Annotated in this window: 13 protein-coding genes and 1 pseudogene; 13 read left to right on the forward strand and 1 reads right to left on the reverse strand. The window is 75.2% G+C overall.

The features are described from left to right. Both ACFQ8C_RS00715 and ACFQ8C_RS00720 read left to right on the forward strand, forming a co-directional pair. On the forward strand, nucleotides 1-2,808 hold a 2,808-nt coding region (locus ACFQ8C_RS00715), incomplete at its 5' end, for a DUF5682 family protein (protein WP_383450639.1). Next, the gene (locus ACFQ8C_RS00720) at nucleotides 2,805-4,649 is read left to right on the forward strand and encodes a hypothetical protein (protein WP_383450642.1); all 1,845 of its coding nucleotides are present in this window, start codon (nucleotides 2,805-2,807) and stop codon (nucleotides 4,647-4,649) included. The genes ACFQ8C_RS00715 and ACFQ8C_RS00720, both read left to right, overlap by 4 nt. 205 nt (nucleotides 4,650-4,854) lie before the next feature. Here the strand turns inward: ACFQ8C_RS00720 and ACFQ8C_RS00725 are convergent, their stop codons facing one another. After that, nucleotides 4,855-7,131 carry a collagenase gene (locus tag ACFQ8C_RS00725; protein ID WP_383450644.1) on the reverse strand — a complete coding sequence of 759 codons (2,277 nt, stop codon included), beginning with the start codon at nucleotides 7,129-7,131 and terminating at the stop codon, nucleotides 4,855-4,857. Nucleotides 7,132-7,371: 240 nt separating this feature from the next. On the opposite strand from ACFQ8C_RS00725, the gene ACFQ8C_RS00730 reads away from it, so the two are divergent. The 11 genes and pseudogenes from ACFQ8C_RS00730 (at nucleotide 7,372) to asnB (ending at nucleotide 25,921) form a co-directional block, all read left to right on the forward strand. Continuing rightward, entirely contained in the window at nucleotides 7,372-7,659 is a 288-nt protein-coding gene (locus ACFQ8C_RS00730) for a hypothetical protein (RefSeq protein WP_383450647.1), read from the forward strand. A gap of 205 nt (nucleotides 7,660-7,864) precedes the next feature. Then, nucleotides 7,865-9,319 carry an acyltransferase domain-containing protein gene (locus ACFQ8C_RS00735; protein ID WP_383450648.1) on the forward strand — a complete coding sequence of 485 codons (1,455 nt, stop codon included), beginning with the start codon at nucleotides 7,865-7,867 and terminating at the stop codon, nucleotides 9,317-9,319. After that, nucleotides 9,316-15,162 carry an SDR family oxidoreductase gene (locus ACFQ8C_RS00740; protein ID WP_383450650.1) on the forward strand — a complete coding sequence of 1,949 codons (5,847 nt, stop codon included), beginning with the start codon at nucleotides 9,316-9,318 and terminating at the stop codon, nucleotides 15,160-15,162. The genes ACFQ8C_RS00735 and ACFQ8C_RS00740 overlap by 4 nt, the downstream gene beginning before the upstream one ends. Nucleotides 15,163-15,397: 235 nt before the next feature. Further along, a pseudogene (locus ACFQ8C_RS00745) lies at nucleotides 15,398-15,709 on the forward strand (4'-phosphopantetheinyl transferase family protein); the annotation flags it as partial. Nucleotides 15,710-15,804: 95 nt separating this feature from the next. After that, nucleotides 15,805-16,578 carry an SDR family NAD(P)-dependent oxidoreductase gene (locus ACFQ8C_RS00750; protein WP_383450653.1) on the forward strand — a complete coding sequence of 258 codons (774 nt, stop codon included), beginning with the start codon at nucleotides 15,805-15,807 and terminating at the stop codon, nucleotides 16,576-16,578. A 395-nt stretch (nucleotides 16,579-16,973) separates the two neighbouring features. Next, nucleotides 16,974-18,452: a sugar transferase gene (locus ACFQ8C_RS00755; RefSeq protein WP_383450655.1), complete on the forward strand. Its 1,479-nt coding sequence runs from the start codon at nucleotides 16,974-16,976 to the stop codon at nucleotides 18,450-18,452. A gap of 73 nt (nucleotides 18,453-18,525) precedes the next feature. Then, nucleotides 18,526-19,842, forward strand: a complete 1,317-nt coding sequence (locus ACFQ8C_RS00760; RefSeq protein ID WP_383450657.1) for a nucleotide sugar dehydrogenase — start codon at nucleotides 18,526-18,528, stop codon at nucleotides 19,840-19,842. After that, nucleotides 19,832-21,079 (forward strand): glycosyltransferase family 4 protein, encoded by a 1,248-nt coding sequence (locus ACFQ8C_RS00765; protein WP_383450660.1) that lies wholly within the window; start codon nucleotides 19,832-19,834, stop codon nucleotides 21,077-21,079. The genes ACFQ8C_RS00760 and ACFQ8C_RS00765 overlap by 11 nt, the downstream gene beginning before the upstream one ends. Then, nucleotides 21,076-22,473 (forward strand): Wzz/FepE/Etk N-terminal domain-containing protein, encoded by a 1,398-nt coding sequence (locus tag ACFQ8C_RS00770; protein WP_383450663.1) that lies wholly within the window; start codon nucleotides 21,076-21,078, stop codon nucleotides 22,471-22,473. The genes ACFQ8C_RS00765 and ACFQ8C_RS00770 overlap by 4 nt, the downstream gene beginning before the upstream one ends. Continuing rightward, nucleotides 22,470-23,984, forward strand: a complete 1,515-nt coding sequence (locus tag ACFQ8C_RS00775) for a Wzz/FepE/Etk N-terminal domain-containing protein (protein ID WP_383450664.1) — start codon at nucleotides 22,470-22,472, stop codon at nucleotides 23,982-23,984. The genes ACFQ8C_RS00770 and ACFQ8C_RS00775 overlap by 4 nt, the downstream gene beginning before the upstream one ends. A 2-nt stretch (nucleotides 23,985-23,986) precedes the next feature. Beyond that, a complete protein-coding gene (gene asnB, locus ACFQ8C_RS00780) occupies nucleotides 23,987-25,921 on the forward strand; it encodes an asparagine synthase (glutamine-hydrolyzing) (protein WP_383450667.1) in 1,935 nt (644 codons plus the stop codon).

Consider the following 25,921-nt stretch of genomic DNA (forward strand, 5'->3'; position numbering starts at 1 on the left):
GCCGAGGCCGGGGCGGCCGAGGCCGGGGCGGCCGAGGCCGGGGCGGCCGTCACCTCGTTCGTGCCGTACTCCTTCGACCTCCTGGACTCGCGGTCGGGCTACCCGGCGGGGATCCGGGACCCCCGGTGGCAGCAGGCCGTCTTCGAGGCGGGCGGGGTGCCGGACCGGCTGCGGGAGGCGGCCGCCGCCTCGCTGACGGGGCTGTGCCGGGAGCTGCGGCGCGCGGGCCACACGGCCGGTACGGGCGAGGCCGCCGAGGCGTTGCGGCTCGCTTGCGATCTGGCCGCGCTGCGCGGGCTGCCGGCTCCGGGACGGGGGGAGTTGCTGGAGGCCGTCACCACCGTGCTCGGGCAGGGTGAGCCCCTCGGCCGGGGGCGGGCCCTGGCCCGTGCCCTGGAGGCCGTGTTCGTCGGTACGGTGCGGGGGCGGCTCACCCCGCACGCTCCCCGCTCCGGGCTCGGGCCGTCCGTGGAGGAGGAGTTGGCCGGTCTCCGGCTGCCGCGTCCGGACGAGCCCGAGCCGCGCGAGGTGCGGCTCGATCCGCTGCGGTCGCCGCTGGACGGTCGTCGCGAGGTGCTGCTCCAGCGGCTGCTCGTCATCGGCGCCTCGTACGGTGAACCGGTCGCCGTGGCGGCGACCGGGGACGGCACGGCGCTGGGCACCAAGTGGCGTCTGACGTGGACGCCTTCGGTTCCGGCGCGGCTGGACCTGGCCGGGGTGCGTGGCGTGACGGCCGCGCAGGCGGCGGCCGGCACGTTGAACGAGACCGCGCGGCGCGAGGCCGCCGACGGCGGGCCGACGCCGGCGCAGGTGCTCGCGGGGCTCACCGCGGCAGCCCGCTGCGACCTGCCCGAGCTGGTCGGGGACCGGCTGCGGGAGGCGGCCGAGATACTGCCCGAGAGCGCGGGCCTTGCCGAACTCCTCGACGCCCTGGACCTGTTGGAGGGTCTGCGGCGCGGGCACTACCCCGGCACCACGGAGGGGACGCGCGCCGCCGCCGGGGTGCTGGCCGGTGAACTCCTCGACGCCGCCGTCCGCGCTCTGCCCGGCCTCGCCGGGAGCGACGCGCCCGCCGACGCCGCGGCCCTGGTGGCGCTGGCCGACCGGACGGCCGCGCGGCAGCTGGGCCTGCGGATGGACCGGGCGCTGGCCGAGCTCGCCGCGGACGGGGCGCCGCTCGTCCAGGGCGCGGCCCTCGCGGTCCGCGTCCTGCTGGACCTCGATCCGGCCGCCGGGCTCGGGGAGCGGGCGGCGGGGTGGATCGACGGCGCCACGGGACCGGACGCGCGCCGTGCGCTCGCGAAGCGGCTGGCCGGGCTGCTCACCGCGGCCGGGCCTCTGCTCCAGGTGTCCCCGGACGCCCTCGCACCGCTCCTGGACCGGGTCGACACGCTGGCCGACCAGGAGTTCCTCGACCGTCTGCCGGCGCTGCGGGGCGGCTTCGACGCGCTGTCCCCGGCCGCTCGCGAGCGGCTGCTCACCACCGTCACCGAGCGGCTCGGGGACCGTCTCGACCTCTCCCTGGACGCCCCGCCGGAGCTGCTCGCGCTGTGGGCGGCGGCGGACGCGGCGGGGTCGGCCGCGCTCAAGACGCTGGCGCTGCCCGCCGCCGGGGCATCTCCCGTACCGGTGGCCGAGGAGGACGCGCGCGTACCGGCGGGTGGGGCGCTCCCCGTGCCCGAGCGCGGGATCGGGACCGCCGACCGGTGGCGGCTGCTGCTCGGCCGGCACGCGGACCGGTTGAACGGTCGGGCCCGCCGGTACGCCCACGCGCTGGACGAGCTGTACGGCCATGGGCGCGGCGAGGGTTCCGAGGGGCTCGACGGGGGCGTGGCCGGACAGGGCGGCGGGCAGGAGGCGTCGTTCCCGACGGCCCGCGAGTGGGCCGAGGAGCTGGAGGCGCTGTTCGGGGCCGACGTCCGCGAGGAGGTCCTCGCGGACGCCGCCGACGCGGGCCGGTCCGATGTGCTGACCCAGCTGGACCCGGCCGCCGTGCGTCCGTCGGTGGAGCTGCTGTCCTCGGTACTCTCGCTGGCCGGCGGCATGCCCGAGGCTCAGGTCGCGCGGCTGCGGCCGCTGGTGAAGCGGCTCGTCGACGAGCTGGCGAAGGAGCTGGCCACCCGGGTGCGTCCGGCCCTGTCCGGGCTGGCCTCGCCCCGGCCCACCCGGCGGCCCGGCGGCCGTCTGGACCTCGCCCGGACGCTGCGGGCCAACCTGGCGCACACCCGGCGGATGGACGACGGACGGCTCGTGGTCGTGCCGGAGCGCCCGGTCTTCGGCACCCGGGCGGGCCGGGAGGCGGACTGGCGGCTGATCCTCGTGGTCGACGTCTCCGGGTCGATGGAGGCGTCCGTCGTCTGGTCCGCCCTGACCGCCGCCGTCCTGGGCGGCGTACCGACGCTGTCCACGCACTTCCTGGCGTTCTCCACGCAGGTGGTGGACCTCACCGACCGGGTCGAGGATCCGCTGTCGCTGCTCCTGGAAGTACGGGTCGGCGGTGGCACGCACATCGCCGCGGGCCTCGCGCACGCCCGCACGCTCGTCACCGTGCCCAGCCGCACCCTCGTCGTCGTGGTCAGCGACTTCGAGGAGGGCGCGCCGCTCTCCGGGCTCCTCGGGGAGGTCCGTGCGCTGGCGTCCTCCGGGGCGCACCTCCTCGGCTGCGCCGCCCTCGACGACGCGGGGGCACCCCGCTACTCGGTGCCGGTGGCGCGCCGACTCGTCGCCGCCGGGATGCCGGTGGCCGCCCTCAGCCCGCTCGCCCTCGCCCGCTGGGTCGGCGACCGCCTCCGTGGAGAAGCCCGTTGAGCACCGAACCCCTGCCGTCCGTCGCTCCCGAGGTCCTCGCCGAGGCCGTCGAGCAGCTGACCACGCGGCTCCGCAAGAAGCTCGACGCCGCTGTGGCCGAGTGCGCCGGGAGGGCGACGGCGGGCCCCGACGGCACCGTGGAGGTGCCGTTCGGCGAGGACACCCTGGTCACCCTCCGGCCGGGCCCGTCGGGCGCGGTGACCGAGCCCGGTCAGGTGGTGTGCAGCTGTCTCCTGGCGCCGCGCTGTCTGCACCGCGCGGCCGTGCTGGGCGCGGCGCCGATCGCGGACGCGGACGTGGACGTGGCGCACCCGGCCGGCGGGTCGGCCGCGGCGGAAGCCGGGGTCGAAGCCGGGGCGGCGGAGGCCCCGTCACCGGCGCCCGAGCGGGCCGGCGGACCGCCGCGCGCGGCCGGGTCCGCCGTGGAGGACGACGTCCCACCGCCCCTCACGCCCGCCCAGGTCGGTGCCGCGTCGGCGCTCTGGCAAGCCGCCGCCGAGGCGCTCGCCGCGGGCGTCACCGCGGGCGGGACGGTCGTCCAGGCCGAGCTGCTGCGTGCCGCGCACACGGCCCGGCTGGCGGGTCTGCCCCGCGCCGAGGCCGCGGCGCTCAGGGTCGTACGGGGGTTGCGGACCGCGCGTGGGCAGGGCAGGGGGCAGCGGCTGTCCGACCTGACGGCCGCGTTCCGCGAGCTGCTCGCCGGCGCCTTCGCGCTCGCCGCCGGCGTGGCGGGGCCGGAGGCGGCAGGAGGCGGCCGGCGCGCGTACGAGCGGGGCGGCAGCCTCCGGGTGCTGGGACTGTGCCGGGAGCCGGTGCTGTCCGCGACGGGGTACGGCGGGGTGACGACCCATCTCCTCGGCCCGGAGGGCGCGTTGCACACCCTGTCCGACGTGCGGCCGGGCGGTGTCGGGCGGGCCAAGGGGGCGGGGACGGCGTCGGTCGCGCTGGGCGGGGCCGTGCTCGACCACGCCGGGCTGGCACGCGGCGGGCTGCTGATCGCGGGCGCGACCGTCTCGGCGGACGGGCGGCTCGGTGCGGGCCGGGGCGTCCGCGCGACCCCGGTACGCGGCGTGGACTGGTCGGAGGAGCCGGTGGCGGCGCTCTTCGCCCGGCCGGTACGGGAGGCGGTGGCGACCGCGCTGGAGGCGGGCGCGGAGACGGCGCTGGTCGGCTGCGACGTGGAGGTGCTCGGGGCGGCCGACGACCATCTTCTGGCCCGGGTCCTCGGCGGCGGGCCGCTGGTGCGGCTGCGCGTCGCCCACCCCCACCCGGAACTGCCGCACACGGCCAACCTGCGCCGGATCGGCGGGTTCCCCGGGCTCGCCCTGCGCGTCCTCGGCCGCCCGGACCCGGACCGGGCGGCCACGCTCCGGCCGCTGGCGGTGGGCCCGGTGCCGGGCGCGTCGTACACGCCGCGGCTGCCGGAGGAGTGGCGCGGCCGCGCGGACCTGGGCTACGACCGTCTCCAGGGCGACCACTTCCCGCGCCCCGGGCGGGGCGGCCCGGCCCCGATGCCGTCGGGGCCGGATCCGCTGGCCGACGCGCCGCTGTGGCGGGTCCGCCGGCTCCTTGAGACCGGTGTCGCGGGCGGGCGCCGGGCCGTCGCCGAGGCGGCCAGGGCCGGGGACCGGGCGGCCCTCGCGGTGCCGCTGCGGCGCGCGGGTCTCGCCGGGGCCGCCGACCTCGCGGAGGGTCTGGCCGCCGAGGCGGACCGCCGGCCCCGGGATTCCTTCGGCCGGCTGGTGGACGCCTCCTCGGACGCGTACGCCCGGGCGTGGCTGGCGTCGGCGGTGCACCTGGAGGCCGCCGAGCGTGCGCTGGTGCTGGCTTCCTGGTCCTGAGCGTGCCCCGGGGTGCCTGCGCACCCCGGGGGTCGTCGGCTCGGCTCGGCTCGGAAGGCGAGGACGAAGCCGTCGACGGTGCCGGTGCCGCCCGGCATGACGTCGTCCAGGTCGGTCCTGACCTGTCGCCGCCGACGGGGGCGGTGGATTCGCCGGGCGTGGGGCGGAAGGGTGCCGGGGCTCGGTGAGCCCCGGCGGAGAACGCCTACTCGGACCGGGTGGTGAGGGTCACGCCGCCGAAGTCCTGTGCGGCGGCGAGGCTGAAGTAGACCCAGCCGGAAGGCGGATCGTCGATGGTCAGGGTCTCGCTGTTCCCGGCGCCGGTGGACTTCGCCAGGTGGCTGCCGGTGGTGGCCCAGCTGCCGCCGCCGTAGTAGAGGTCGGCGTTGCCGGTGCCGCCGCCGCTGGTGATCGTCAGCCGCTCGACGCCGGCCGGCAGGTAGACGAAGTGGTAGCTGTAGTTGCCGGTGGTGGCGGCGAGGCCCTCGCGACGGCAGTTCCGGTCGAACTGGCGGGGGTCGGCCTGCGCGCAGAGCGGGGCGGGGGCGACGGAGGCCTCCGGCAGCGGACCGCAGTCGGCGGTGGCGCAGTCGGTGGTCAGCCAGGTCGCGAAGTCCGCGTCGTAGCGGGTGCCGATGGTCTGCTTGAGGTGGGTGCGGGCACCGGCCCAGTCGCCGGTGCGGTACGCGCCGAGCACGGTCCGGACGTCGGCGGGGTGCTTCTGGAGCATGTAGCGGACGGCGAGGAAGCCCCAGCGGTAGACGCGGTTCGAGTTGACCTCGGGGTCCTCCTCCTGGCCGTAGACGGTGTCGAAGAGCTCGCTGAGCCGGTACGTCCGGCGGCCGGCCTCGGCGATGGCGTCGGCGTTGCGCTCGTCGCGGTAGCCGAACGAGATGTTCTCGGCGATGCCCTCGACCCACCAGATGGTCGGCGTGGTCATGCCCGCCTCGAAGTCGCCGTACATGTTGTAACGGCCGTCGAGGTAGTGGGTGTACTCGTGGTTGAGGTTCCAGATCTCGAAGTCGGGGCGCAGCCAGCTGGCTTCGTGGGCGATGAAGCGGGCCTGGTTGCCGGGCAGGGCCGGGTTGCCCTCCTCGTACATGCCGCCGTTGTCGACATCGATGTCGTAGACGGCCCAGGCGTACAGCGCGTACTGGGTGTAGTCGTCGAAGGCGACGACCTCCAGGTTGGTGTTGACGTCACCGGGGATCGCGCCGTCGTCGCCGATGATCCGGTGGAAGTAGGCGTCCTGGTTGACCAGGCTGGTGCAGGTGCTCGCCAGCTGCTCGGGGGACATGTCCTGGGCGCGGATCCTCAGTTCGGGGGTGCAGGTGTGCTGGACGGGCAGGACGGCGGGGAGCACGCGCGAGCCGAGGTCGCAGATGGCGTAGGCGGCGCAGTTGCCGCGGTCGTACTGACGGGTGGCCCAGCCGAGGTTCATGGTGAGGGGGGCCGTGGGGCCGACGTTCGGGTACCGGTTGATCAGGTCCTTCAGCAACGGCCGGAGCCGGTCCCGGAGTTCGGGGACGTCGAGGGCGTGGCCGAGGTGGCGGCCGACGTTGCTGACGACGTCCAGGCGGTTCAGCTGCGCGCCGTTGCGCGTGACGAAGCCGGCCCAGGTGTCGAGGATGGCGGGGTCGGCCTTGAGGGCGGCGCGCCAGCCGCGGTCGTCGTTCCTGGCCTTGAAGCCGTTGTCGACGACCCATTCGACGTGCTGCATGGCGAGGTTCATCCGGTCGGGCCACGTGGCGTCGTAGCCGCCGAGCATCCACTTCACGACACCGGCGTACCGGCCCGCCTCGTGGGTGCTGTCGATCAGCGTGACGACCTCGTTGAGGATCTCGCCGTTGGCGTCGGTGACGTCCTTGCTGCGCGGGTTGGCGAAGAAGGCGTCCAGCGCGCCGCGCGCGGCGCTCCGCAGGGCGGTGCCGTAGTCGCCGACGACGTCCGCGTTGTTGTCCTGCACGTAGTAGCCGGCCCGCAGGAACATCACCAGCTGGCCGGTGGCGGTCCTGTTGTCGCCCGCGTACGTGGCGGAGTCCGCGCGCAGCGCGTCGGCGACGGTCACCATCTGGGCCTCGCGGAAGGCCTTCCGCGCGTCCTCCCCGGTGAGCCCGAACAGCGGGTAGGTACAGGTGATCTGGGGCAGCGCCTTGAGCTGCTGGACCAGCGCGGCGCCGGTGGCGTCGACGACGCCCGAGAGGTCGCCACAGGCGTCCGCCGCGGCGGACGAGGACCGCTGCCCGCTCGCCGTGGCGGTGCGCACGGGGGCGGGGCGCGGGCCGGACTCCTCGGCGGAGTCCTGCGAGGAGAGCCGGAAGCGGGGGTTGTCGCTGATCGCGTGGGGCGACTTGGGGACCGGGAAGGACCGGTGGACCGAGGCGGTGGCGGCGGGGCCGGGAGGGTTCGCGGCGCCGCCGGGGGCGGCCTGGCTCTGCGGCGCGAACAGGCCGAGCGTGAGGAAGACGGCCGCGCCGAGCACGGGAAGTCTTCGCGCGCGGGTCTTCGATATCCGGGAGGGACGCATCTGTGGGGGCCTCCGGGGCCGTTGGGGCCACGTGCGGGAGCACGGGCGGCTGAGCATGTGACGTGTAAAATTTCACATGTCGCATTGTTCTGGAAGACCTCTGACAGGATTCGTCGCGGAAGCGGGTTGGAGGGCGCGCCTCCCCTCCGGGGCGGGAGTTCCGCCCGGCACGGCCTCGCGTGAGACCATCCCCGGATGAGCAGCGACCTGGAAGTGAGCGCTCTGGCGATCAACGTCACGATCCCCGAGGCGCTCCGATGGACCGACACCCGGCGCGACGAGGCGTTCACGCTGACCACCCTCAACGTCCGGCTCCTCCCGGACGGCCGCCTCGCCGTGAAGGCCTACGGCCGGCCGGTGGCCGGCGGCCGGGGCGCGTACGTGTCCTTCCCCGTCCCCGACGAGCCCGCCCTGGCGGCCCTGGTGGCCGAAGCCGCCGACCGCGCCGCGGGGTTGTGGGCCGCCCATCGCGGACTGGGCTGACCCCGCCGGGCGGAATTCACACTGGCGTATGGCCTGTCATCGATGTGGGTGGTGACAGGTCATACGACGCGACGAGAACATTTACGGGCAGGGGAGCGGGCAAGGGGAGCGGACAGGCGGAGCCGGTCCGCCGGCCGATGTCGCCACCCCCCGCTCTGCCCTGAACCTTCCTGGCTGTTCACCCACGTGTCACGGAGGATCCGCTGTGACGGACTGCGCTGTCATGTTCCCCGGGCAGGGCGCCTATCTTCCCGGCGTACTCGCCCTGTTGGCCGAGGACGAGCCGCTCGTCCTCGAAACGCTTCACGAGCTGGACGCGGCGGCGGTACGCCTGGGGCGCGACGCACCCTCGCACCTGCTGCTCGACGAACGGGCCCCGTCCCTGGCCGACTTGGCGGCCACCCGCCCCGCCGACCTCCACGTGGCGCTCTTCGCCGCCGAGACCGCCCTCTTCCGCCTCCTGACCGAGCGTCACGGACTGCGTCCACGGATCCTGATCGGGCACAGCTTCGGGGAGCTGGTGGCGCTCACCGCGGCCGGCGTGTACGGCCTGGAGGAGGGCATGGCCCTGGTGGCCGCCCGCGACGAGGCGTTCGCCGCGTGCCCGCCCGTCGAGGGCGGCATGGTGGCGCTCGCGGTGTCGGTGTCCCGGGCCGAGGGACTGCTGACGGGCCTGGGCGAGTGGGAGGTGACCGTGGCCGCGGACAACAGCCCGCGCCAGTGCGTGGTGTCCGGTCCCGCCGAGGCGCTGGAGAGGGTCCGGGCGGCGGCCGAGACGCTGGGCATCGGCGCCACCCGGCTCCGGGTGCCCTACGCGTTCCACCACCGGACCCTGGCGGCGGTGGCCGAGGACTTCGCCCGCCGCGCCGCCGGGTTACGCACCGCCCCGGCCCGGCACGTCCTGCACTCGGCGATCCTGGGACGCCGGCTCGACGGCCCGGACGGGGTGGCCGATCTGGTCGCCGCCCATCTGGTGCGGCCCACCCGGTTCACCGACGCGGTGCGCACCCTGTACGCGGACGGGGTGGACGTGTTCGTGGAGTGCGGCCCCCGGGGCGTGCTGAGCGACCTCGTGGCGGCGACGGTGCCCGGCGTACGCGTCATCGCGCCGCTGCGCCGCCGGGCCGGGGGCCGGGACGTGGCCGCCGCGCTCGCCGGTGTCGCGTCGGGCGTCCCGGTGCCCGTGGCCCGCGAGCCGCTGGAGCGGTGGGACGACGGCCGGACGCTCGTACCGGCAGGGCCCCGCGCCGAGAGGGAGCGGGAGGAGCAGGAGAAGGACGACATCGGAGGCGTCGGAGGCCTCGGAGACGATGTCGGGGACGGCGTGAGGAAGGGCCTGCGGGACGGGGACGGGGCCGAGGACGGGACCGAGGGCGCCGTCACCGACCGGGCGGCCGTCGTGGAGACGCTGCGTTCGCTGTACGCCGACGCGCTCGGGTATCCGCCGGAGGTGCTGACCGAGGACGCGGACCTGGAGGCCGATCTGGGAGTGGACTCGATCAAACAGACGGAACTGTTCGCCCAGGCCGCCGAGCGCTACGGGCGGACGCTGCCCGCCGACGGCTCCCGCCTCACGAGCTACACCACGCTCCACGCGCTCGCCGGCCTGCTGGGCACGCTGCCCGCGCGGGGCGCGGGCGCGCGGGAGGTGACGGCATGAGCCGACACGTCCCTCCCGAGGTCCCGGCGGCGCCCGACCTCCAGGGGAAGGTCGCGGTCGTCACCGGGGGCGGCAAGGGCGTGGGGGCGGCCATCAGCCGGGAACTCGCCCGGCACGGCGCCCACGTCGTCGTCAACTACTTCCACTCGCCCCGGGCGGCCGAGGACACGGTGGCCGCGATCCTCGGTGCCGGGGGCAGTGCCCAGGCGTTACGGGCCAGTGTCGCCAAACGCGAGCAGGTCGCCGCGATGTTCGCGGCGGTCGCGGACGAGCACGGCGGCGTGGACGTCCTCGTCAACAACGCGGCGCGCGGGGTCTTCGCCCGCTACGACGACCTCACCGACACCGAATGGCAGCGGGCCGTGGACACCAACCTCCACGGGGCTCGCTGGTGCGCCCTCGCGGCCGCGCCGCTCATGGCCGCCCGAGGGGGCGGGGCCATCGTGAACGTCTCGTCCATCGGCGCGGGCCTGGCCATGGACAACTACCTGCTGGTGGGGGTGTGCAAGGCGGCACTGGAGGCGATGACCCGCTACCTGGCCGCCGACCTCGGACCTCAGGGCATCCGGGTGAACACCGCCTCCGCCGGCCTGCTGGACAATCCCACGGCCGCGCTCTTCCCCGGTGCGGACGACCTGCGGGCGACCTGCCGCGCGGCCGCTCCGCTGGGGCGGCTGGGCACCGAGGAGGACCTGGCCAGGCTGGTGGCGTTCCTGGCCTCGCCACAGGCGCGCTGGATCTCCGGACAGTGTCTGCTGGCGGACGGCGGGCTCTCGGTGGGACGGGCCATGCTCACGCCCCACCCGACGACCTCGGCCGACGGCGACGGCGACGGCGACGGAGCGAGCACCGGGATCGGGATCGGGATCGGGACCAGTACCGGGGGCAGTACCGACCCCAGCACCGACACCGGCACCGGCACCGGCACCGGCACCGACCCCCGTACCAGCACCGGCACCCCCGTCGCGGCCACGTCCCGACCCGTACGGGTCCGGCACTCCGCGCCCCCGGTCGCCTCCGCTGCCTCCGACTCCGCCGCCTCCTCCGGCTCCGGCTCCGGCTCCGAGGAGCGGACGGTCGCCGTGGTCGGCATGGGACTGGTGGCGCCCGGCGTGGACGGTCCGGACATGCTGTGGCAGCGGCTCGTGGAGGGCGTGCCCCAGTTCAGCGAGCCGCGGGAGCGGTTCGCGCTCGAACACTTCTGGTCGCCCCGGCCCGCCTCGGACCGCACCTACAGCCGGGTCGCCGGCTACGTCCGGCCGCTGCCGCCCGAGGGCGAGGACTTCCTGACGGCCTGGACGCACACCGCCCTCGCCCAGTGCGGAGCCGCCGACCTCGCCTCCGGGGCCGGATCCCGCGCGGCCTGTTTCGTCGGGGCGTGGGCCGAGGGGTCCCAGCACGTCGAGGAGAGCCTCCTCGTCGAGGCCGCCGCGGAGGGGCTCGCCTCGCACTGGCCGACCGGCGTCGACGACGGGCTCCGCGAGCGCCTGCGGGCTCATCTGCGGGGCTTCTATCCTCGCGCCGGCCGCCTGTCGGACCATCTGCCGGCGGCTGCCGTACGCCGGGCGGTCACCCGGCTGCTGCCCGCGGCCACGCCGGTGCGGGTGGTCGACACGGCCTGCTCGTCGTCGCTCTACGCGCTCGACCTGGGGGTGCGCTCGCTGCTGGACGGGGAGTGCGATGTGGCCCTGTGCGGCGGGGTGTTCTCCCTGGGGCCGCGCTACAGCGTGCTCTTCTCGCAGCTGCGGGGGCTGAGCCGGTCGGGTGCCGTGCGGGCGCTCGGCGACGGCGCCGACGGGGTGCTGTTCTCCGACGGGGCCGGATTCGTCGCCCTCAAGCGGCTGGACCGGGCCCGTGCCGACGGGGACCGGGTCCTGGGCGTCCTCGCCGGGTTCGGCGCGGCTTCCGACGGGCGCGGCCGCGCGGTGCACGCGCCCCATCACACCGGCCAGGAGCGGGCGTTGGCCCGCGCCCGCGCCGTCGCCGGCATCCCGGCCGAGCGGGTCGAGTGGGTGGTGGCGCACGCGACCGGCACCCCGGTCGGGGATCGGGTGGAACGCGGCGTCATGAAGGAGCAGTTGCCGCACGCCTGGTGCACGTCCAACAAGTCCGTCGTCGGGCACACCGGCTGGACCGCGGGCGTGGTCTCCGTCATCCACGCGCTCCAGGCCCTGGGGCACAGCGTGATCCCGCCGCAGGCCCCCTACGACGTGCCCGACGACCCGGCGGCCCCGCGCGTGCCGACGGGGCCGGTGCCATGGCCCCGTCCGTCCGGCCGGCCCCGTACGGTCGGTGTGTCCTCGTTCGGGTTCGGCGGCACCAACGCGCACCTCCTGCTCCAGGACGCGCCGCGCCCCGGCGAGTCCGCGCCCGCCTCCCTGCCCGAGCCCGTCGGCGACGACCCCGTGGTGGCGGTGGCCTGGTCGGCGCATCTGCCGGGCACGCCCGGTGCGGAGGAGGTGGCCCGGCGGCTGGCCGCGGGGTTGCCGCCCGCCGAGCGGCACTCGTTCGGCGACGAGTACCCCGCGCCGCCCTTCGGAGAGGTGCGCATGCCCGCGCGTACCGTGGCGGCCGTCGACCGGGCGCAGTTGATGACCCTCCAGGTGGCGGCCGGGCTCCGCGCCCCGGACGGCTCCCCGTGGTGGGAGGGGCTGCGGGAGGGGTGCGGGGTCTTCGCCGCGTATGCGGGTGTCCCGGCGCGCGCCCCCGAGGTCACCCTCCGCTGCTACGCCGCGTCGCTCGCCGAGAGCCTGCGCGGCGGGGCTCCTCCGGGGCTCGATCCGGGGGCCTTCGAGCGGGCGGCCGACGCGCTGCTGGCCTCGGTCCGGGCTCTTCCCGAGCCCGGAGAGGACACCCTGGCCGGGTTGATGCCCAACGTGATTCCCGCGCGCGTCGCCGCGGCGCACGACCTGCACGGGCCGACCATGACGCTGGACACCGGCGTCTCCTCCGGCCGTACGGCGGTGCGGGCCGCCTCCGCCCTGCTGCGGCGCGGCGAGCTGGACCTGGCCCTGGTGATCGGCGTCAACGGAGCCAGTGGGCCCCTGTTCGGCCGCCTGTACGGGATCGGGGATCCCCTGCGCCTGGCCGAGGGGGCCTTCGCCCTGCTGCTGACCCGGGCGTCCGTCGCGGCGGCGCGCGACTGGCCGGTCCTGGCCGAAGTCCCGTCCCTGCTGGAGGCGTTGCCTGCGGTGGCCGCGCCCCGGGGCGGCTGGTCCTACGGCGGCGCAGACGACCTGGTCGACGTCGTGGCCCGCGTCACGGCCGCCGACCGCCCGGCGCCGGCGCCCGCGTCCCCTCCCCCGCCGGCGCCCGCGGCGTCGACCCGGCGCCACACCCTGAGCTGGGAACGGCGGGGCCCGTACGCTCCCCGGACGGGTATCCGTCCGCTGCCGGCCCGCACCCTCGTCATCTCCGGGTCCCGGCACGCCGGTGACCTGGGACCCCGGGTACGGGCGGCCGGCGCCTCCGGTCGCCTGGTGACGCTGGATGCCGGGCAGGATCCGCAGGCCGTCGTCGACTCGGTCCTGGCCGAGAGTCCCGAGGGGTTCACGCATCTGCGGATCGTCGTCGACCTGCACCCGCCCGGGGGCTGGCCCGCCCCGCCGTCGGCGGAGGTGCGGGCCCTCCAGGAGGCCGCGTTCTGGGCCGTGCGACAGCTGCGCGACCGTCTCGTCGCGGACGGCACCTGCGGCGTGGTCGTGATGGCGCCGTTCACCGACGGTCATCCGCCGCCGCACGCGCATCTGTTCACCGGTCTCGTGAAGTCCCTCGCCTGGGAGCTGGACGGCTGTACGGTACGCGCCGTGGTCGGCGACACGGCCTCGGCGCCCGGCGCGCTGGCCGCCCTGGAGGACGAGCTGGCGCGGCCCGCCGAGGGCCTGCCCGTCGTGCACCACCGGGAGGGCGCGCGCTACGTCCAGCGGCTCGCCGAGGACGCGGCTCCCCCACCGGACGGCGACCTCCCCCTCGCCCCGGGGGCCGTGGTCGTGGCGACGGGCGGGGCGCGCGGCATCACGGCGGCGTGCCTGCTCGGCCTGGCCCGTCTGACGCCCCTCCGCGTCCACCTCGTGGGGTCCGGCCGGCTCGCCGACCTCCCCGGCGACCTGCTCGACGCCGCCGAGGACGAGCTGCCCGCCGCCCGGGCCCGGTACATCACCGAGGAGCGCGGTCGCCGGCCGGAGCGGCCGGTACGCGAGATCAGCGGGGCCTTCGACCGGCTCCTGCACGCCCGCGAGTCCGCCCTGACCCTGCGCGCGCTGCGCGGACTGTGCGGCGAGGACCACGTCCACTTCCACACCTGCGACCTCACCGACGCCAAGGCCGTCCACGCGCTCGCCGACACCGTCCGGGACCGCGAGGGCCGGGTGGACCTGCTCCTCAACGGCGCGGGCCTGCACCATCCCGGCGACATCGTCCGCAAGACCCTGCCCGGCATGCGGCGTATCCGCGACGTCAAGCTGTACGGCCACCACCACCTGCGGTCCGCCTTCACCGGGGCGCTCGCCCCGCGCCTGTGGTGCAACTTCGGTTCCGTCACCGGGGTCGCCGGCCTGCCCGGCGAGAGCGACTACTCCCCGGCCAACGACTTCCTGTCCGGTGCCGCCCAGGCCGGTCCCGCGGGCGAGTACACGATCGCCTGGACCGTCTGGGACGAGACCGGGCTCGGCTCCGGGGCGATCGTCCAGTCCTACACCGCCCGCACCGACCGTCTGTCCCGCATGACCACGGCGGAGGGCGTCGACCACTTCCTGACGGAGCTGCGCCGCCGTCCCCGGTCCGAGGAGAGGCTCGTCACCTTCGTCGGCGAGGCCGAGCACCGCTCCTTCGCCCGGCGCTTCCCCGGCCTGGTCACCCCCCGTCCGGCGGCCCCGCGCCCCGACGCGCCACCGGTGGTCCCCGCTCCGCCGGGGCTGCTGCCGGAGCCGGTCGAACGCCGTCACGGCCCCGGGGGCGGGCGGGCGGCCTGGCACCTCGAACTCGACCTCGCCGCCCACGGCTTCCTGCTCGACCACCTCGTCGACGGACGGCCCACCGTGCCCGGCGTCCTGCTCGCCGACATCGCCGTCCAGGCCGCCCGTTCCCTGGCGCCCGGGATGCCGGTCCGCAGCGTGGACCACCTCGTCTTCAGCGCCTGGGTCCGGGCCCGCACCGACGGCAGGCCCGCCCGGTTCCGCGTCGACGCCCGCCGCGCCGACTCCGGAAACGGCTGCGCCGTCGCCGTCACCGTCCGTTCCTCCGTCCTCGCGCCGGACGGCCGCGAACTGGCCCGGGACCGCGAGCACTTCCGCGCGACCGTCCACCTCGGCGGCACGCCCGCCGTGCCGCACCCGCACGGTCCTCCCGTCACGGCCTCGCGGCCGGTCGACGACCCCTACTACTCGTCCGCGTCTCCGGTCCTGCTCACCGGTGTCTTCCGCGCCACCGGGGAATGCGGGACCGGCCCGCTGGGCACCACCGCGCGCTGGCGGCCGGACGTCCGGGCCCTCTCCGGACTGCCCCGCCTCGGCACCCCCTGCACCCTGCTCGACAGCCTCGCCCGCACGCCGGCCCTCCGGCCGGCTCCCGACGGCCGCCGTCCCGTCCCCGTCCCCCGCTCCATCGAGCGCATCGCCCTCTTCGAGCCCGGCGACGACCACGCCCTGATCGCGGCGCATCCCGACGGCCTGCGCCTGCACCACTCCCCCGCCACGGAGGTCGGCACGGCCTCCGCCGACGACGGCCGGGTCATCGCCCAGATCACCGGAATGCGCTCCACCGTCCTCGCGCACCTGCCCGGGCCGGTCGCCTCCCCCGCCGTCCCCGCGCCGGGGGACGCCCGTGACACGTCTGCCTCCGCCTGACCCCCGGTCCCGTTCCCTGCCCGGCACGGCCGGCGCGGTGGAGGTCTGGTGGCACCTCGGCCCGGCCACGCCGGGCCGGGGGCGCGGCCGGGCCCTGCTGCGGCACGCGGTCGCCGTCCGCTGGGGCCGGGACGCCGACGCCCTCCGGCTCACCCGCGACCCCCTCGGCCGTCCCGCCCTCGCGCCGGGGCAGGGGCTCCCTCCGCTGGTGCTCACGGCCGCCCACAGCGGTCCGGTGACGGTCGCCGCCCTGACGTCGCCCGCCGCGTCCGGCGGTCCCCGTCCCGCGATCGGCATCGACGTCGAGCACCTGCCCGGTCCTCCCTCCCCCGCGCTCCTGCTCCACGCGCTCGGCCCGGCCGAGCGCGCCGCGCTGGCCGAGCGGCCCGCCGCGGACCGGCTCGCCGCGTTCCTGAGGCTGTGGACGGCGAAGGAGGCCATGGCCAAGGCGCTCGGCTGGCCGCTGCCACGGGCCCTGGTGGACGTGGAGATCGCCCTGCGTCCCCGGCCGGCCGTGGTACGCCTCGGCAGGGACCTCGCCCCGCGCGGCTGGCGGCTCGTACCGCTCCGGCTGCCCGGCGTCCCGCACACCGTCACCCTCGCCCTCCGGCATCCGCACCCCGCCCCAGAACGGGAGACCCCATGGACCTCACCGGCAGGACCGCCCTCGTCACCGGAGGCACCCGCGGCATCGGACTGGCGATCGCGCGGACCCTCCACCACCACGGCGCCCGGGTCGTCGTCACCGGCCGCGACGAGGAGCGCGGCCGCGGGGCGCTCGCCCGTCTCGACGCCGGCGACGACATCACCCTCTGCGTCGCGGACGCCACCCACCGCCCCGACGCCGAGCGGGCCGTGGACACCGTCGTGGACCGCTACGGCCACCTCGACATCGTCGTCAACAACGTCGGCGGGGCGACCGACTTCGCGACCGTCGCCGACATCACGGACGAGGTCTGGCACCGCACCCTCGCGCTCAACCTCGACACGGCGCTGTTCACCACGCGCCGCGCCCTGACCCACCTGGTTCCCCAGCGTTCCGGGCGCATCGTCACCATCTCCTCCATGGAGGGGCGGGACCCCGACCCCGGCCTGTGCGCCTACGCCGCGGCCAAGCACGCCCTCATCGGTCTGACCCGGGTGCTGGCCAAGGAGGTGGGCCCGTACGGGATCACCGCGAACTGCGTCTGCCCCGGTGCCGTCGAGACCGACTGGGTCACCGAACAGGGCCCCAAGGCGGCCCGCGTGCTGGGCACCGACTACGCCGGGCTCATCCGCCACTTCACCGGCCGGACGGCCACCGGTCGCCTCACCCGCCCGGAGGAGGTGGCCGCCGCCGTGCTGCTCCTCGCCTCGCACCCGGGATCCGGCATCACCGGGGCCTGCATCCCGGTGGACGGCGGCACCACGGTCTGAGCCCAGAAGATCCTAATTACCTTCTGTTGGCTTGGAGTTGACGTTCACTCAGGTGATCCGTGTGGCCGGTGGAGCACCTGTTGGCGTGAAGACGTACGGGACTGGTGAGCGGCCCGTGGATCAACTCCCAAAGCTTACGCACAAATTACACACATCCTCTCTCCAACCCGGTTCCCATGCTCTAGATTGACCATGCTTCAGCTGATCGAGCACGAGGCGACCAGTAATGATCTTTAAGTCCGGCACGGTGGAAGACCAGCGTTCATGTCCCTGGTGCCGGATCTGGGGTGATCGGTTCTCGTGGGCCTGGGTGCGGTACGGGGAGGGTGGGGGCCTCCCGAGCTGAGGAACAGTGCAGGGCGAGTGCGTCTTTCCACTGGGACCTGGGGGGTTCTGTGCGGCAAGGGGGATTACTCAGCCCGTTTCCGTCTGCGCGTGAGCGCCTGGCGAACGGGGAGATAAGTCGGCCGGCGATGGACTGGGAGCAGCGGTACCGCCGTACCGTGATCACCAGCGACACCGTGGCCACCGCCCTCGTAGTGGGCGCGATCGGCGACTTCTTCGGAGCCAGGGACGCGGCCAACTGGCATGAGAAGTGGGGCATTCTCGCCTTCGGTACCGAGCTGCTGGTACTGGGGGCGCTCGCGGTGAGCCGGTCGTGGGCTCCGGCGGTCCTCGGTCAGGGGGCCGAGGAGTTCCGGCGGCTCGGACGCTCGCTGTTCATGGCGACCGTCGTCCTGGCACTCGGCGGGATCGCGCTCACCTCGCGCAACATCAAGCTCTGGATCTTCGTCGCGATCCCCGCGATCGCGCTGGTCACGATGACGGCGCGGTACCTGCTGCGACTGTGGCTGCACAAGCAGCGGAAGGAAGGGCGCTGTCTGCGTCCGGTGCTCGCCGCCGGGAGCATGGCGACCGTACGCGACCTCATCACCCGGACCCGCAAGTTCCCGCACCTGGGGTGGCGGGTGGACGCGGTGTGCACGACGGACGGCCTCGGGCCCGACGGCGACCAGCTGGACGGGGTGCCGGTCGTCGGCCGGCTGGCGGACGTCGCCAACCACGTGCACCGCGACGGCTTCCGGGTCGTCGCGGTCACCCCGGACCCGCACTGGTCGCCGGGCCGGCTGCGACGGCTGGCCTGGAACCTGGAGGGCAGCGACGCCGAGATGGTCGTGGCCCCGGTGCTGATGGAGGTGGCCGGCCCCCGGCTGCACGTGGACGCGGTGCTCGGGATACCGCTGCTGCGGGTGAGCATGCCCACCTTCACCGGGGGCCGCCGGGCGGTCAAGGAGGTCGTCGACCGGCTGGGCGCGGCGCTGCTGCTGGTGCTGCTGTCGCCGCTGATGGTGGGTGTCGGGCTGCTCGTCCTGGTGGACAGCCGGGGCGGGGTGTTCTACCGGCAGCGCAGGGTCGGCAAGGACGGCCGCGAGTTCACGATCCTGAAGTTCCGGACCATGGTCGCCGGGGCGGACCTGGCGCGGGCGGAGCTGGCCGAACGGAACGAGGGGGCCGGGCTGCTGTTCAAGATGCGCCGGGACCCCCGGGTGACCCGGGTGGGCACGGTGCTGCGCCGGTACTCGCTCGACGAGCTCCCGCAGCTCGTCAACGTACTCGCCGGGTCGATGTCGCTGGTCGGCCCGCGGCCGCCGCTGCCGGAGGAGTCCGCGGCGTACAGCGCGGACATCCGGCGGCGGCTGCTGGTGAAGCCCGGCCTGACCGGGCTCTGGCAGATCAGCGGGCGGAGCGACCTGTCGTGGGAGGAGGCGGTCCGGCTCGACCTGCGGTACGTGGAGGACTGGTCGCTCGCCCTGGACACGGTGATCCTCTGGAAGACCTTCCGCGCGGTGATCCATGGTCAGGGGGCTTACTGATGCGGGGAGTTCGGCTTCGAAGCGGTGGGCTGAGGGCGGGCCGGGAGGGCCTGCCCGGGGGGAGGAGCGGGTCATGAGGGTGAGCGTGTTCGGGCTCGGCTACGTGGGCTGCGTGTCGGCCGCGTGCCTGGCCAGTCTGGGGCACGAGGTCATCGGGGTGGACGTGAACCCGGTGAAGGTCGACCTGGTCAACGCCGGCCGGGCGCCGGTGGTCGAGGAGGGCATCGGCGAGCTCGTCGCCGAGGTCGTCGAGGGCGGGGCGCTGCGCGCCACCACCGACGTCCACGAGGCGATCCTGGGCAGCGAGGTGTCGCTGGTCTGCGTCGGGACGCCTTCGGAGTCCAACGGCAGCCTGTGCACCACCTACCTGGAGCGCGTGACCGAGGAGATCGGCGCGGCCCTGGCCGAGCGGGGCGGGCGGCACACCGTCGTGTTCCGCAGCACCATGCTGCCGGGCACCTGCCTCGACCTGCTGGTGCCGATCCTGGAGAAGTACGTCGGCGGCACGGCCGGGGTGGACGTCGGGGTCGCGGTCAATCCGGAGTTCCTGCGCGAGGGCACGAGCGTGCGGGACTTCTTCGACCCGCCGAAGACCGTCGTCGGCGAACTCGACACGGCCAGCGGCGACGTCGTGGTCGCCCTCTACGACGGGCTGCCCGGCGAGGTGTTCCGGGTGCCGGTGCCGACGGCCGAGGCGATCAAGTACGCGGACAACGCCTTCCACGGTCTCAAGATCGGCTTCGCGAACGAGTTCGGCGCGGTGTGCCAGGCGCTCGGGGTGGACTCGCACCAGGTGATGGACGTCTTCCTGGCCGACCGCAAGCTGAACATCAGCCCCGCCTACCTGCGGCCTGGCTTCGCCTTCGGGGGCTCCTGCCTGCCCAAGGACCTGCGCAGCCTGGTCCACGCGGCGCGGCGGGCCGACGTGTCGGTGCCCATCCTCTCCCATGTGCTCGTCTCCAACGCCGACCACCTCCAGCGGGCGGTCGAGCTGGTCGAGCGCACCGGGAAGCGCCGGGTGGGCCTCTTCGGGCTGTCCTTCAAGCCCGGCACCGACGACCTGCGGGAGAGTCCGCTCGTCGAGCTGGCGGAGCGGCTCTTCGGCAAGGGGTACGACCTGCGGATCCACGACGCCAACGTAAACCTCTCCCGGCTCCTGGGGGCGAACCGCGAGTACATCGAGAACCGGCTGCCGCACCTCGCGCAGCTGCTCGCCGACTCCGTCGACGAGGTGCTCGACCACGCCGAGGTGTGCCTCGTCGGGACCAGGGATCCGGCCGTGCTGGCGGCGCTGCCCCACGGGGACCGGCAGATGATCATCGACCTCATCCACCTTCCCGACGCCGACGCGCGGCGGGCCGAACCCGGGTACGTGGGCCTTGCTTGGTGAAGAGACCAGCGGCGACCGGCACCGCCGGCGCGCGCTGATCCTGGTGGAGAACCTGTCGGTGCCGTTCGACCGGCGGGTGTGGCAGGAGTGCGCGACGCTCCGGGACGCGGGCTGGGAGGTGCACGTCATCTGCCCGATGGGGAGCAAGCGGGACACGGAGCGGGAGGTGGAGATCGACGGGGTGCGGATCCACCGCTACCCGCTGCGCGCGGCCACCGGAGGCCCGGCCGGCTACCTGCGGGAGTACGGCTCCGCGCTGTGGCACACGGCCCGGCTGGCCCGCGAGGTCGGTCCCGTCGACGTCGTGCACGCCTGCAACCCGCCCGACCTGCTGTTCCTTCCGGCGTGGTGGCTGAAGCGGCGCGGCGCCCGCTTCGTCTTCGACCAGCACGACCTGGTGCCCGAGCTGTACCTCTCCCGTTTCGACCGCGGCGAGGACCTGCTCTACCGCGCCGTGTGCGCGCTGGAGCGGATGACCTACCGGGCGGCGGACGTCGTGCTCGCCACGAACGAGAGCTACCGGGACGTGGCGGTGCGCCGCGGCGGCCGGCGGGCCGAGGACGTGTTCGTGGTGCGCAGCGCGCCCGACACCGAGCGGTTCCGTCCCGTGCCTCCCGAGCCGGAGCTGAAGCGCGGCAAGCCCCATCTGCTGTGCTACCTCGGTGTCATGGGTCCGCAGGACGGCGTCGACTACGCCCTGCGGGCGCTGGCCAGGCTCCGCGACGAGCTCGGGCGCACCGACTGGCACGCGGTGTTCGTGGGCGGCGGCGACACCTTCGACGCGATGGTGGAGCTGTCCCGGCGGCTGGGCCTCTCGGACCGGGTGGAGTTCACCGGGCGAATACCGGACGCCGACCTGGCGCGCTACCTGTCCACCGCGGACGTGTGCCTCTCCCCCGACCCGCACAATCCGCTCAACGACGTGTCGACCATGAACAAGGTCCTGGAGTACATGGTGATGGGCCGGCCGATCGTCTCGTTCGACCTGCGGGAGGCGCGCGTCTCCGCGGGTGACGCCGCCGTCTACGCGCCCGCGAACGACGAGACGGAGTTCGCCCGGCTCGTCGCGCTGCTGCTCGACGACCCGGAGAAGCGGGCCCTGATGGGCAAGGCCGGCCAGGAGCGGATCGGCGGCCCGCTCGCCTGGCGGAACTCCCAGCGCGCGCTGCTCGCCGCCTACGCCGCCGCGCTGTCGGGGGGCGTCCGGGGCCGGGCGGGGACGAGGCCGCGCCGTTGAGCGACGACACGATACGCCTGGTCACCCTCGGGCGCATTCTCCGTCGGCGCTGGCGGCTCCTCACCCTCCTCGCGCTGGTGGGCGCGCTCGTGGGCCACGGCACCTCGCTGCTGCTCCCGCCGCGGTACTCCACCTCGGTGTCGGTCCTGTTGCCGGGAGCGTGGGAGGAGCGCGAGCTGCTGACCCAGGCGCAGGTCGCGACCAGTTCGGTGGTGATCGACCGGGTGGCCGCCGCGCTCGACCGGAACGGGACGGACGGCACCGAGCTGCGCGAGCGCGTCAGCGCGGAGGTCGCCGACGGGAACATCATCAAGATCTCGGGCACGGCCGACACGCCGGTCCGGGCGCAGCGGCTCTCCGACGAGACGGCCCGGCAGTTCGTCGCGTTCGCCACCCGGATCGTCGGCGGGAACACCGACCCGGAGGCCGAGACGCGGCTGGAGGCGCTGCGGGAGGCGGTGGAGCGGACGAGCCGCCGCATCACCGAGCTGGCCGACGCGGCCGACCCGGGGCGGACGGTGGAGAGCGTGCAGGCGCGTACGGAGCTGGAGAAGCTGCGTACGGCGCTGCGCGATGCCATGACCAAGCTGGACCAGACGGATCCGGCGGCCGGCAAGACGGGGAAGGCCACGATGGTCGTCATGGGGCCGGCGGTCCGGCCGGCCGGCGAGGCGCCGCCGACGCGGACCCAACTCGTGGTGGCGGGCGCGGTGTTGTTCTTCCTGCTGACGGTCGTGGCCCATCTCGCCGCCGCGCGGATGAGCCGGCGGCCGCGCACCGAACCGGAGATCGCGGCCGCGCTGGGCGCGGTGCTCGTCGGCTCCGTGGACGTGCCCGGCGGACGTCCCGCGCACCGGGCGCGGGCGCGTGGCCCGCGGGTCCGGCTCCGTCGGCTCCTCGGGCTCGACGTCCGCTGGGACGTCCCGGCGCCGCGGAGCTCAGGCGACGAGTCCGGGCGGCGGATCCGCTACCGGCGGGTGTGCGCCCGGCTCGGGGAGCGGCTGCCGGCCGGCGGCCGGCTGCTCGTCGTCGTCCCGGACGGCGACGAGATCGCGTGCCGGGCCGCCGAGGAGCTCGTCGCCGAGGCCGGGAGCGCCGCCGCCCCGGACGGCGGTCACCCGCTGATGCGGCTGGTGGGGGTGACGGTGTCGCATCCGCTGCTGCCGGACCGGGCCGACGAGTCGGGTGTCGTGGTCGTGGTCAGTCCGGGCAGCTGGACCGCGGCCGAGCTCGGGGGCATCGCCGGGGCGTGCGCGGACGCCGGGCAGGAGGTCGTCGGTCTCGTCCTGGCGGGCGTGGTCCGGGGCCGCCCGGCGCGCGGCTCCGGACCGGCGCGGCCCGCGGGCGCGCCGGCGTTCGCGGGGAGCGGCGACAGGGCGGGAGGTGCCTGGTGACGACGCGTACGGAGGAGGAGCAGGCGGCCGCCGCTCCGCTGATCGACCTGCAGACGCTGCTGGCGGCGGTGCGGAGGCGGCGACGCCTCTGGTCCTCGCTGGCGCTGCTCGGAGTGCTCGCGGGCGCGGTGCTCGCCTTCGTGCTGGTGCCGCCGCCGACGGCGATGACGAAGGTGCTGGTGGCGCACCAGGAGGACCAGCCGAACGATCCCGGGACGCTGATCCGTACGGATGTCGCGCTGCTGCGCACCACCCGCATCGCCGGCGAGGCCCTGCGCTCCCTCGGTTCCGCCGAGAAGCCCGAGGACTTCATGGAGGAGTACGAGGGGCTGGGGCTGACCAACAACCTGATGCAGATCACGGTGTCGGGTGACAGCGAGGCGGAGGCGGTGGCCCGGGCCGAGGCGCTCGCGAAGGCGTTCGTCGCGGACCACGTGCGGCGGATCCGGGAGACGGCGGACGCGGAGGCGAAGGCACTGCTCGACCAGCGCGACCGCATGCGGGACGAGCTCTCCCGGGTCAACGAGACGATCGGCGAGGGTTCCCGGGAGAAGGGGCCGAAGGCGTCGGCCGACATGGAGTCGCTCTTCGCCCGCAGGGCCGAACTGACCTCGCGCATCTCGGATTTCGACCAGCGGGCGGCGGAGGCGCGGATCGGCACGCCGCACCTCGTCGCCGGTACGCAGATCGTGGACGCCCCGCGCGCGGTGCCGCACTCGCTGCCGAAGTCCGCCGCCACCAACGCGGCGATCGGACTGGTCCTCGGGCTCGCCCTGGGGTTCGCGGTGGCGGCGGTCGGCTCGGTGGTGGCGGACCGTCCCGTGCTGCGCCGGGAGATCGCGGCGCACCTCGGCGCCTCGGTCGTCGCGGAGCTGCCGCGCCGGTCCTGGCCGTGGCGGCGGCGGACCCGGGAGGCGCGCGAACGGCTCACCCGGTCGCTGGCCCGCACGGTGCGCGGCTCCGCCGGACCGGTGTCGCTACTCGAACTGGGCTGTGCGCGCGAGACGGGAGCGATCGCCCTGGACCTCGCGCGGGCGCTGGGCGCGGACGGGCCGGTGGCCGTGATCGACGGGCTGCCCGGGCTGCCGCTGGCGGGCCGCCGGCCGGGCCCCGGGGACCCGGTGGTGGTCGACGGCGAGGGTGCGGCGGAGCTGTCGCACCGGGAGCGCCGGATCGGCGTCGGTTCGGTGGCGCCGGGTGCGGCGTGGGCGGACCTGCCGCATCTCGGGGCCCGGGCGGTGCTCTTCGTACGGGCCGGGTACGGCAGCGTCGCCTGGCTGCACAGCGTGGCGCGGCACCTCGCCGACCAGCGCGTGCCGGTGGTGGGCGTGGTGCTGGTGGACCCCGATCCGCGTGACCGGACGGACGGCACGCTGTGGGACGGGCCCCACCCCGCGCCGCGCGGACAGAACGAACGGCCGGTCCCGCGGAACGTGACGGGCCGGTGGCGGACGGAGCGGCTGCCTTTGCGGGCCGCCCGGGTCCCGGACAGCGACCAGGAGGCACGGTAGAGATGTGTGGCATCGCGGGCACGTACCGGTGGCCGGACGGGAAGGCGGTGACCGACCGGCTCACCGAGACGCTCGCCCACCGGGGGCCGGACGGAGCGGGCCGGTACAGCCGTCCCGTCGGGGACGGCGAGGTGCACCTGGGGCACCGGCGGCTGTCCGTCGTCGACCTGTCGGAGACAGGCGCCCAGCCGATGGAGTCGGACGGGCTGGTCCTGACGTACAACGGCGAGCTGTACAACGCGCCCGAGCTGCGGGCCGAGCTGGCGTCCGCCGGGGTGCGCTTCCGCGGCACGTCGGACACCGAGGTGCTCCTGGAGGCGTGGCGGCGGTGGGGCACGGACTGCCTGCCCCGGCTGCGCGGCATGTTCGCGTTCGGGATCTTCGACGAGCGGACCGGTGAACTGGTCCTCGTCCGCGACCAGCTGGGCATCAAGCCGCTGTTCCTGCTGCGGCGCGGCGAGGGTCTGGTGTTCGCCTCCGAGCTGAAGGCGCTGGCGGCCGTGACCGGCGGGTCCCTGGAGGTGGACCACGCGGCGCTGGTGGCCTCGCTGCTGTACTACTGGGTGCCGGACTCGCGGTGCGCGTTCCGGGAGGCGGAGAAGCTGCCGCCGGGGAGCTGGCTGCGGTGCCGGCCCGACGGTCGGGTGGAGCGCGGCAGGTTCTGGAACCTGCGGGAGGTCGCCGCCGAGGGCCGGGAGCGGGCCCGGGCCGGCGAGGTGCCGGACCTGGCCGCCGTCGTCGAGGAGTCGACCCGGCGCCATCTGCTCTCCGACGTGCCCGTGGCGACCTTCCTGTCCGGTGGTCTGGACTCCAGCTATCTGACCGCGCTGGCCGCCCGCGACCGGCCCGGGATCTCCGCCTACACGATCGGGTTCCGCGCCGAGGACGCCAGGTTCGAGGCGATGCCGGACGACCTGCGCTACGCCCGCCGGGTGGCCGAGCGGTTCGGGGTCGAGCTGCACGAGATCGAGATCGCCCCGGACGTGCTGGACCTGCTGCCCCGGATGACGTACCACCTGGACGAGCCGATCGGCGACCCGGCCGCCATCAACACCTTCCTGATCTGCTCGGCCGCCCGCGAGGCCGGGGTCAAGGTGATGCTGTCGGGGATGGGCGCGGACGAGCTGTTCGCCGGGTACCGCAAGCACCTGGCCAACCTGGTGGCGCTGCGGTACCAGCGGGTCCCCCGGCCGCTGCGGCGGGGCGTGTCCGGGGTGGTGGACCGGCTGCCGGTCGCCACGGCCCGCCGGGGGTACCGGTCGGTGCGCTTCGCGAAGCGGTTCCTGTCCTTCGCCGAGCTGCCGGAGGAGACGGCGTTCCGCCGCAGTTACACCCTGTACGACCGGGCCGAGCTGCTCGCCCTGGTCGATCCGGACCTGGCCGGGACGGTCGACGACGTGCTGACCGAGCACGCCGACGTCTACCGGGACAACGACCTCGACGACTTCGTCAACCGGATGTGCCTCGGCGACGCCCGGATGTTCCTGCCGGGGCTGAACCTCGCCTACACGGACCGGTCGAGCATGGCGGCGTCGACCGAGGTGCGGGTGCCGTTCGTGGACGTCGAGGTGGTCAGGGCGGCGTTCGCCGTGCCGGGCGACCGCAAGATCGTCGGGCGGCAGGGCAAGGCCGTCCTGAAGGAGGCGGCGTCGTCCGTCCTCCCCCGGGAGGTCGTGTACCGGCCCAAGGGCCTGTTCAGCGCCCCGCTGCGCGCCTGGATGAGCCGGGACCTGGCGCCGCTGGTACGCGAGGTGGTGAACGACGGCGAGCTGGTCCGTTCCGGCCTGCTGCGGCGGGACGCGCTCCGGCGGCTCGTCGCCGAGGACGCCGCCGGGCACCACGACTACTCCAAGCATCTGTGGCACGTCCTGACCCTTGAGTACTGGTACCGCGGCGCGACCTCCGCGGCCGGCCAGGGCCCTTCCCTCACTGCGTAG

The organism is Streptomyces sp. NPDC056503 (genome assembly GCF_042794995.1).
Taxonomy (GTDB): Bacteria; Actinomycetota; Actinomycetes; order Streptomycetales; family Streptomycetaceae; genus Streptomyces.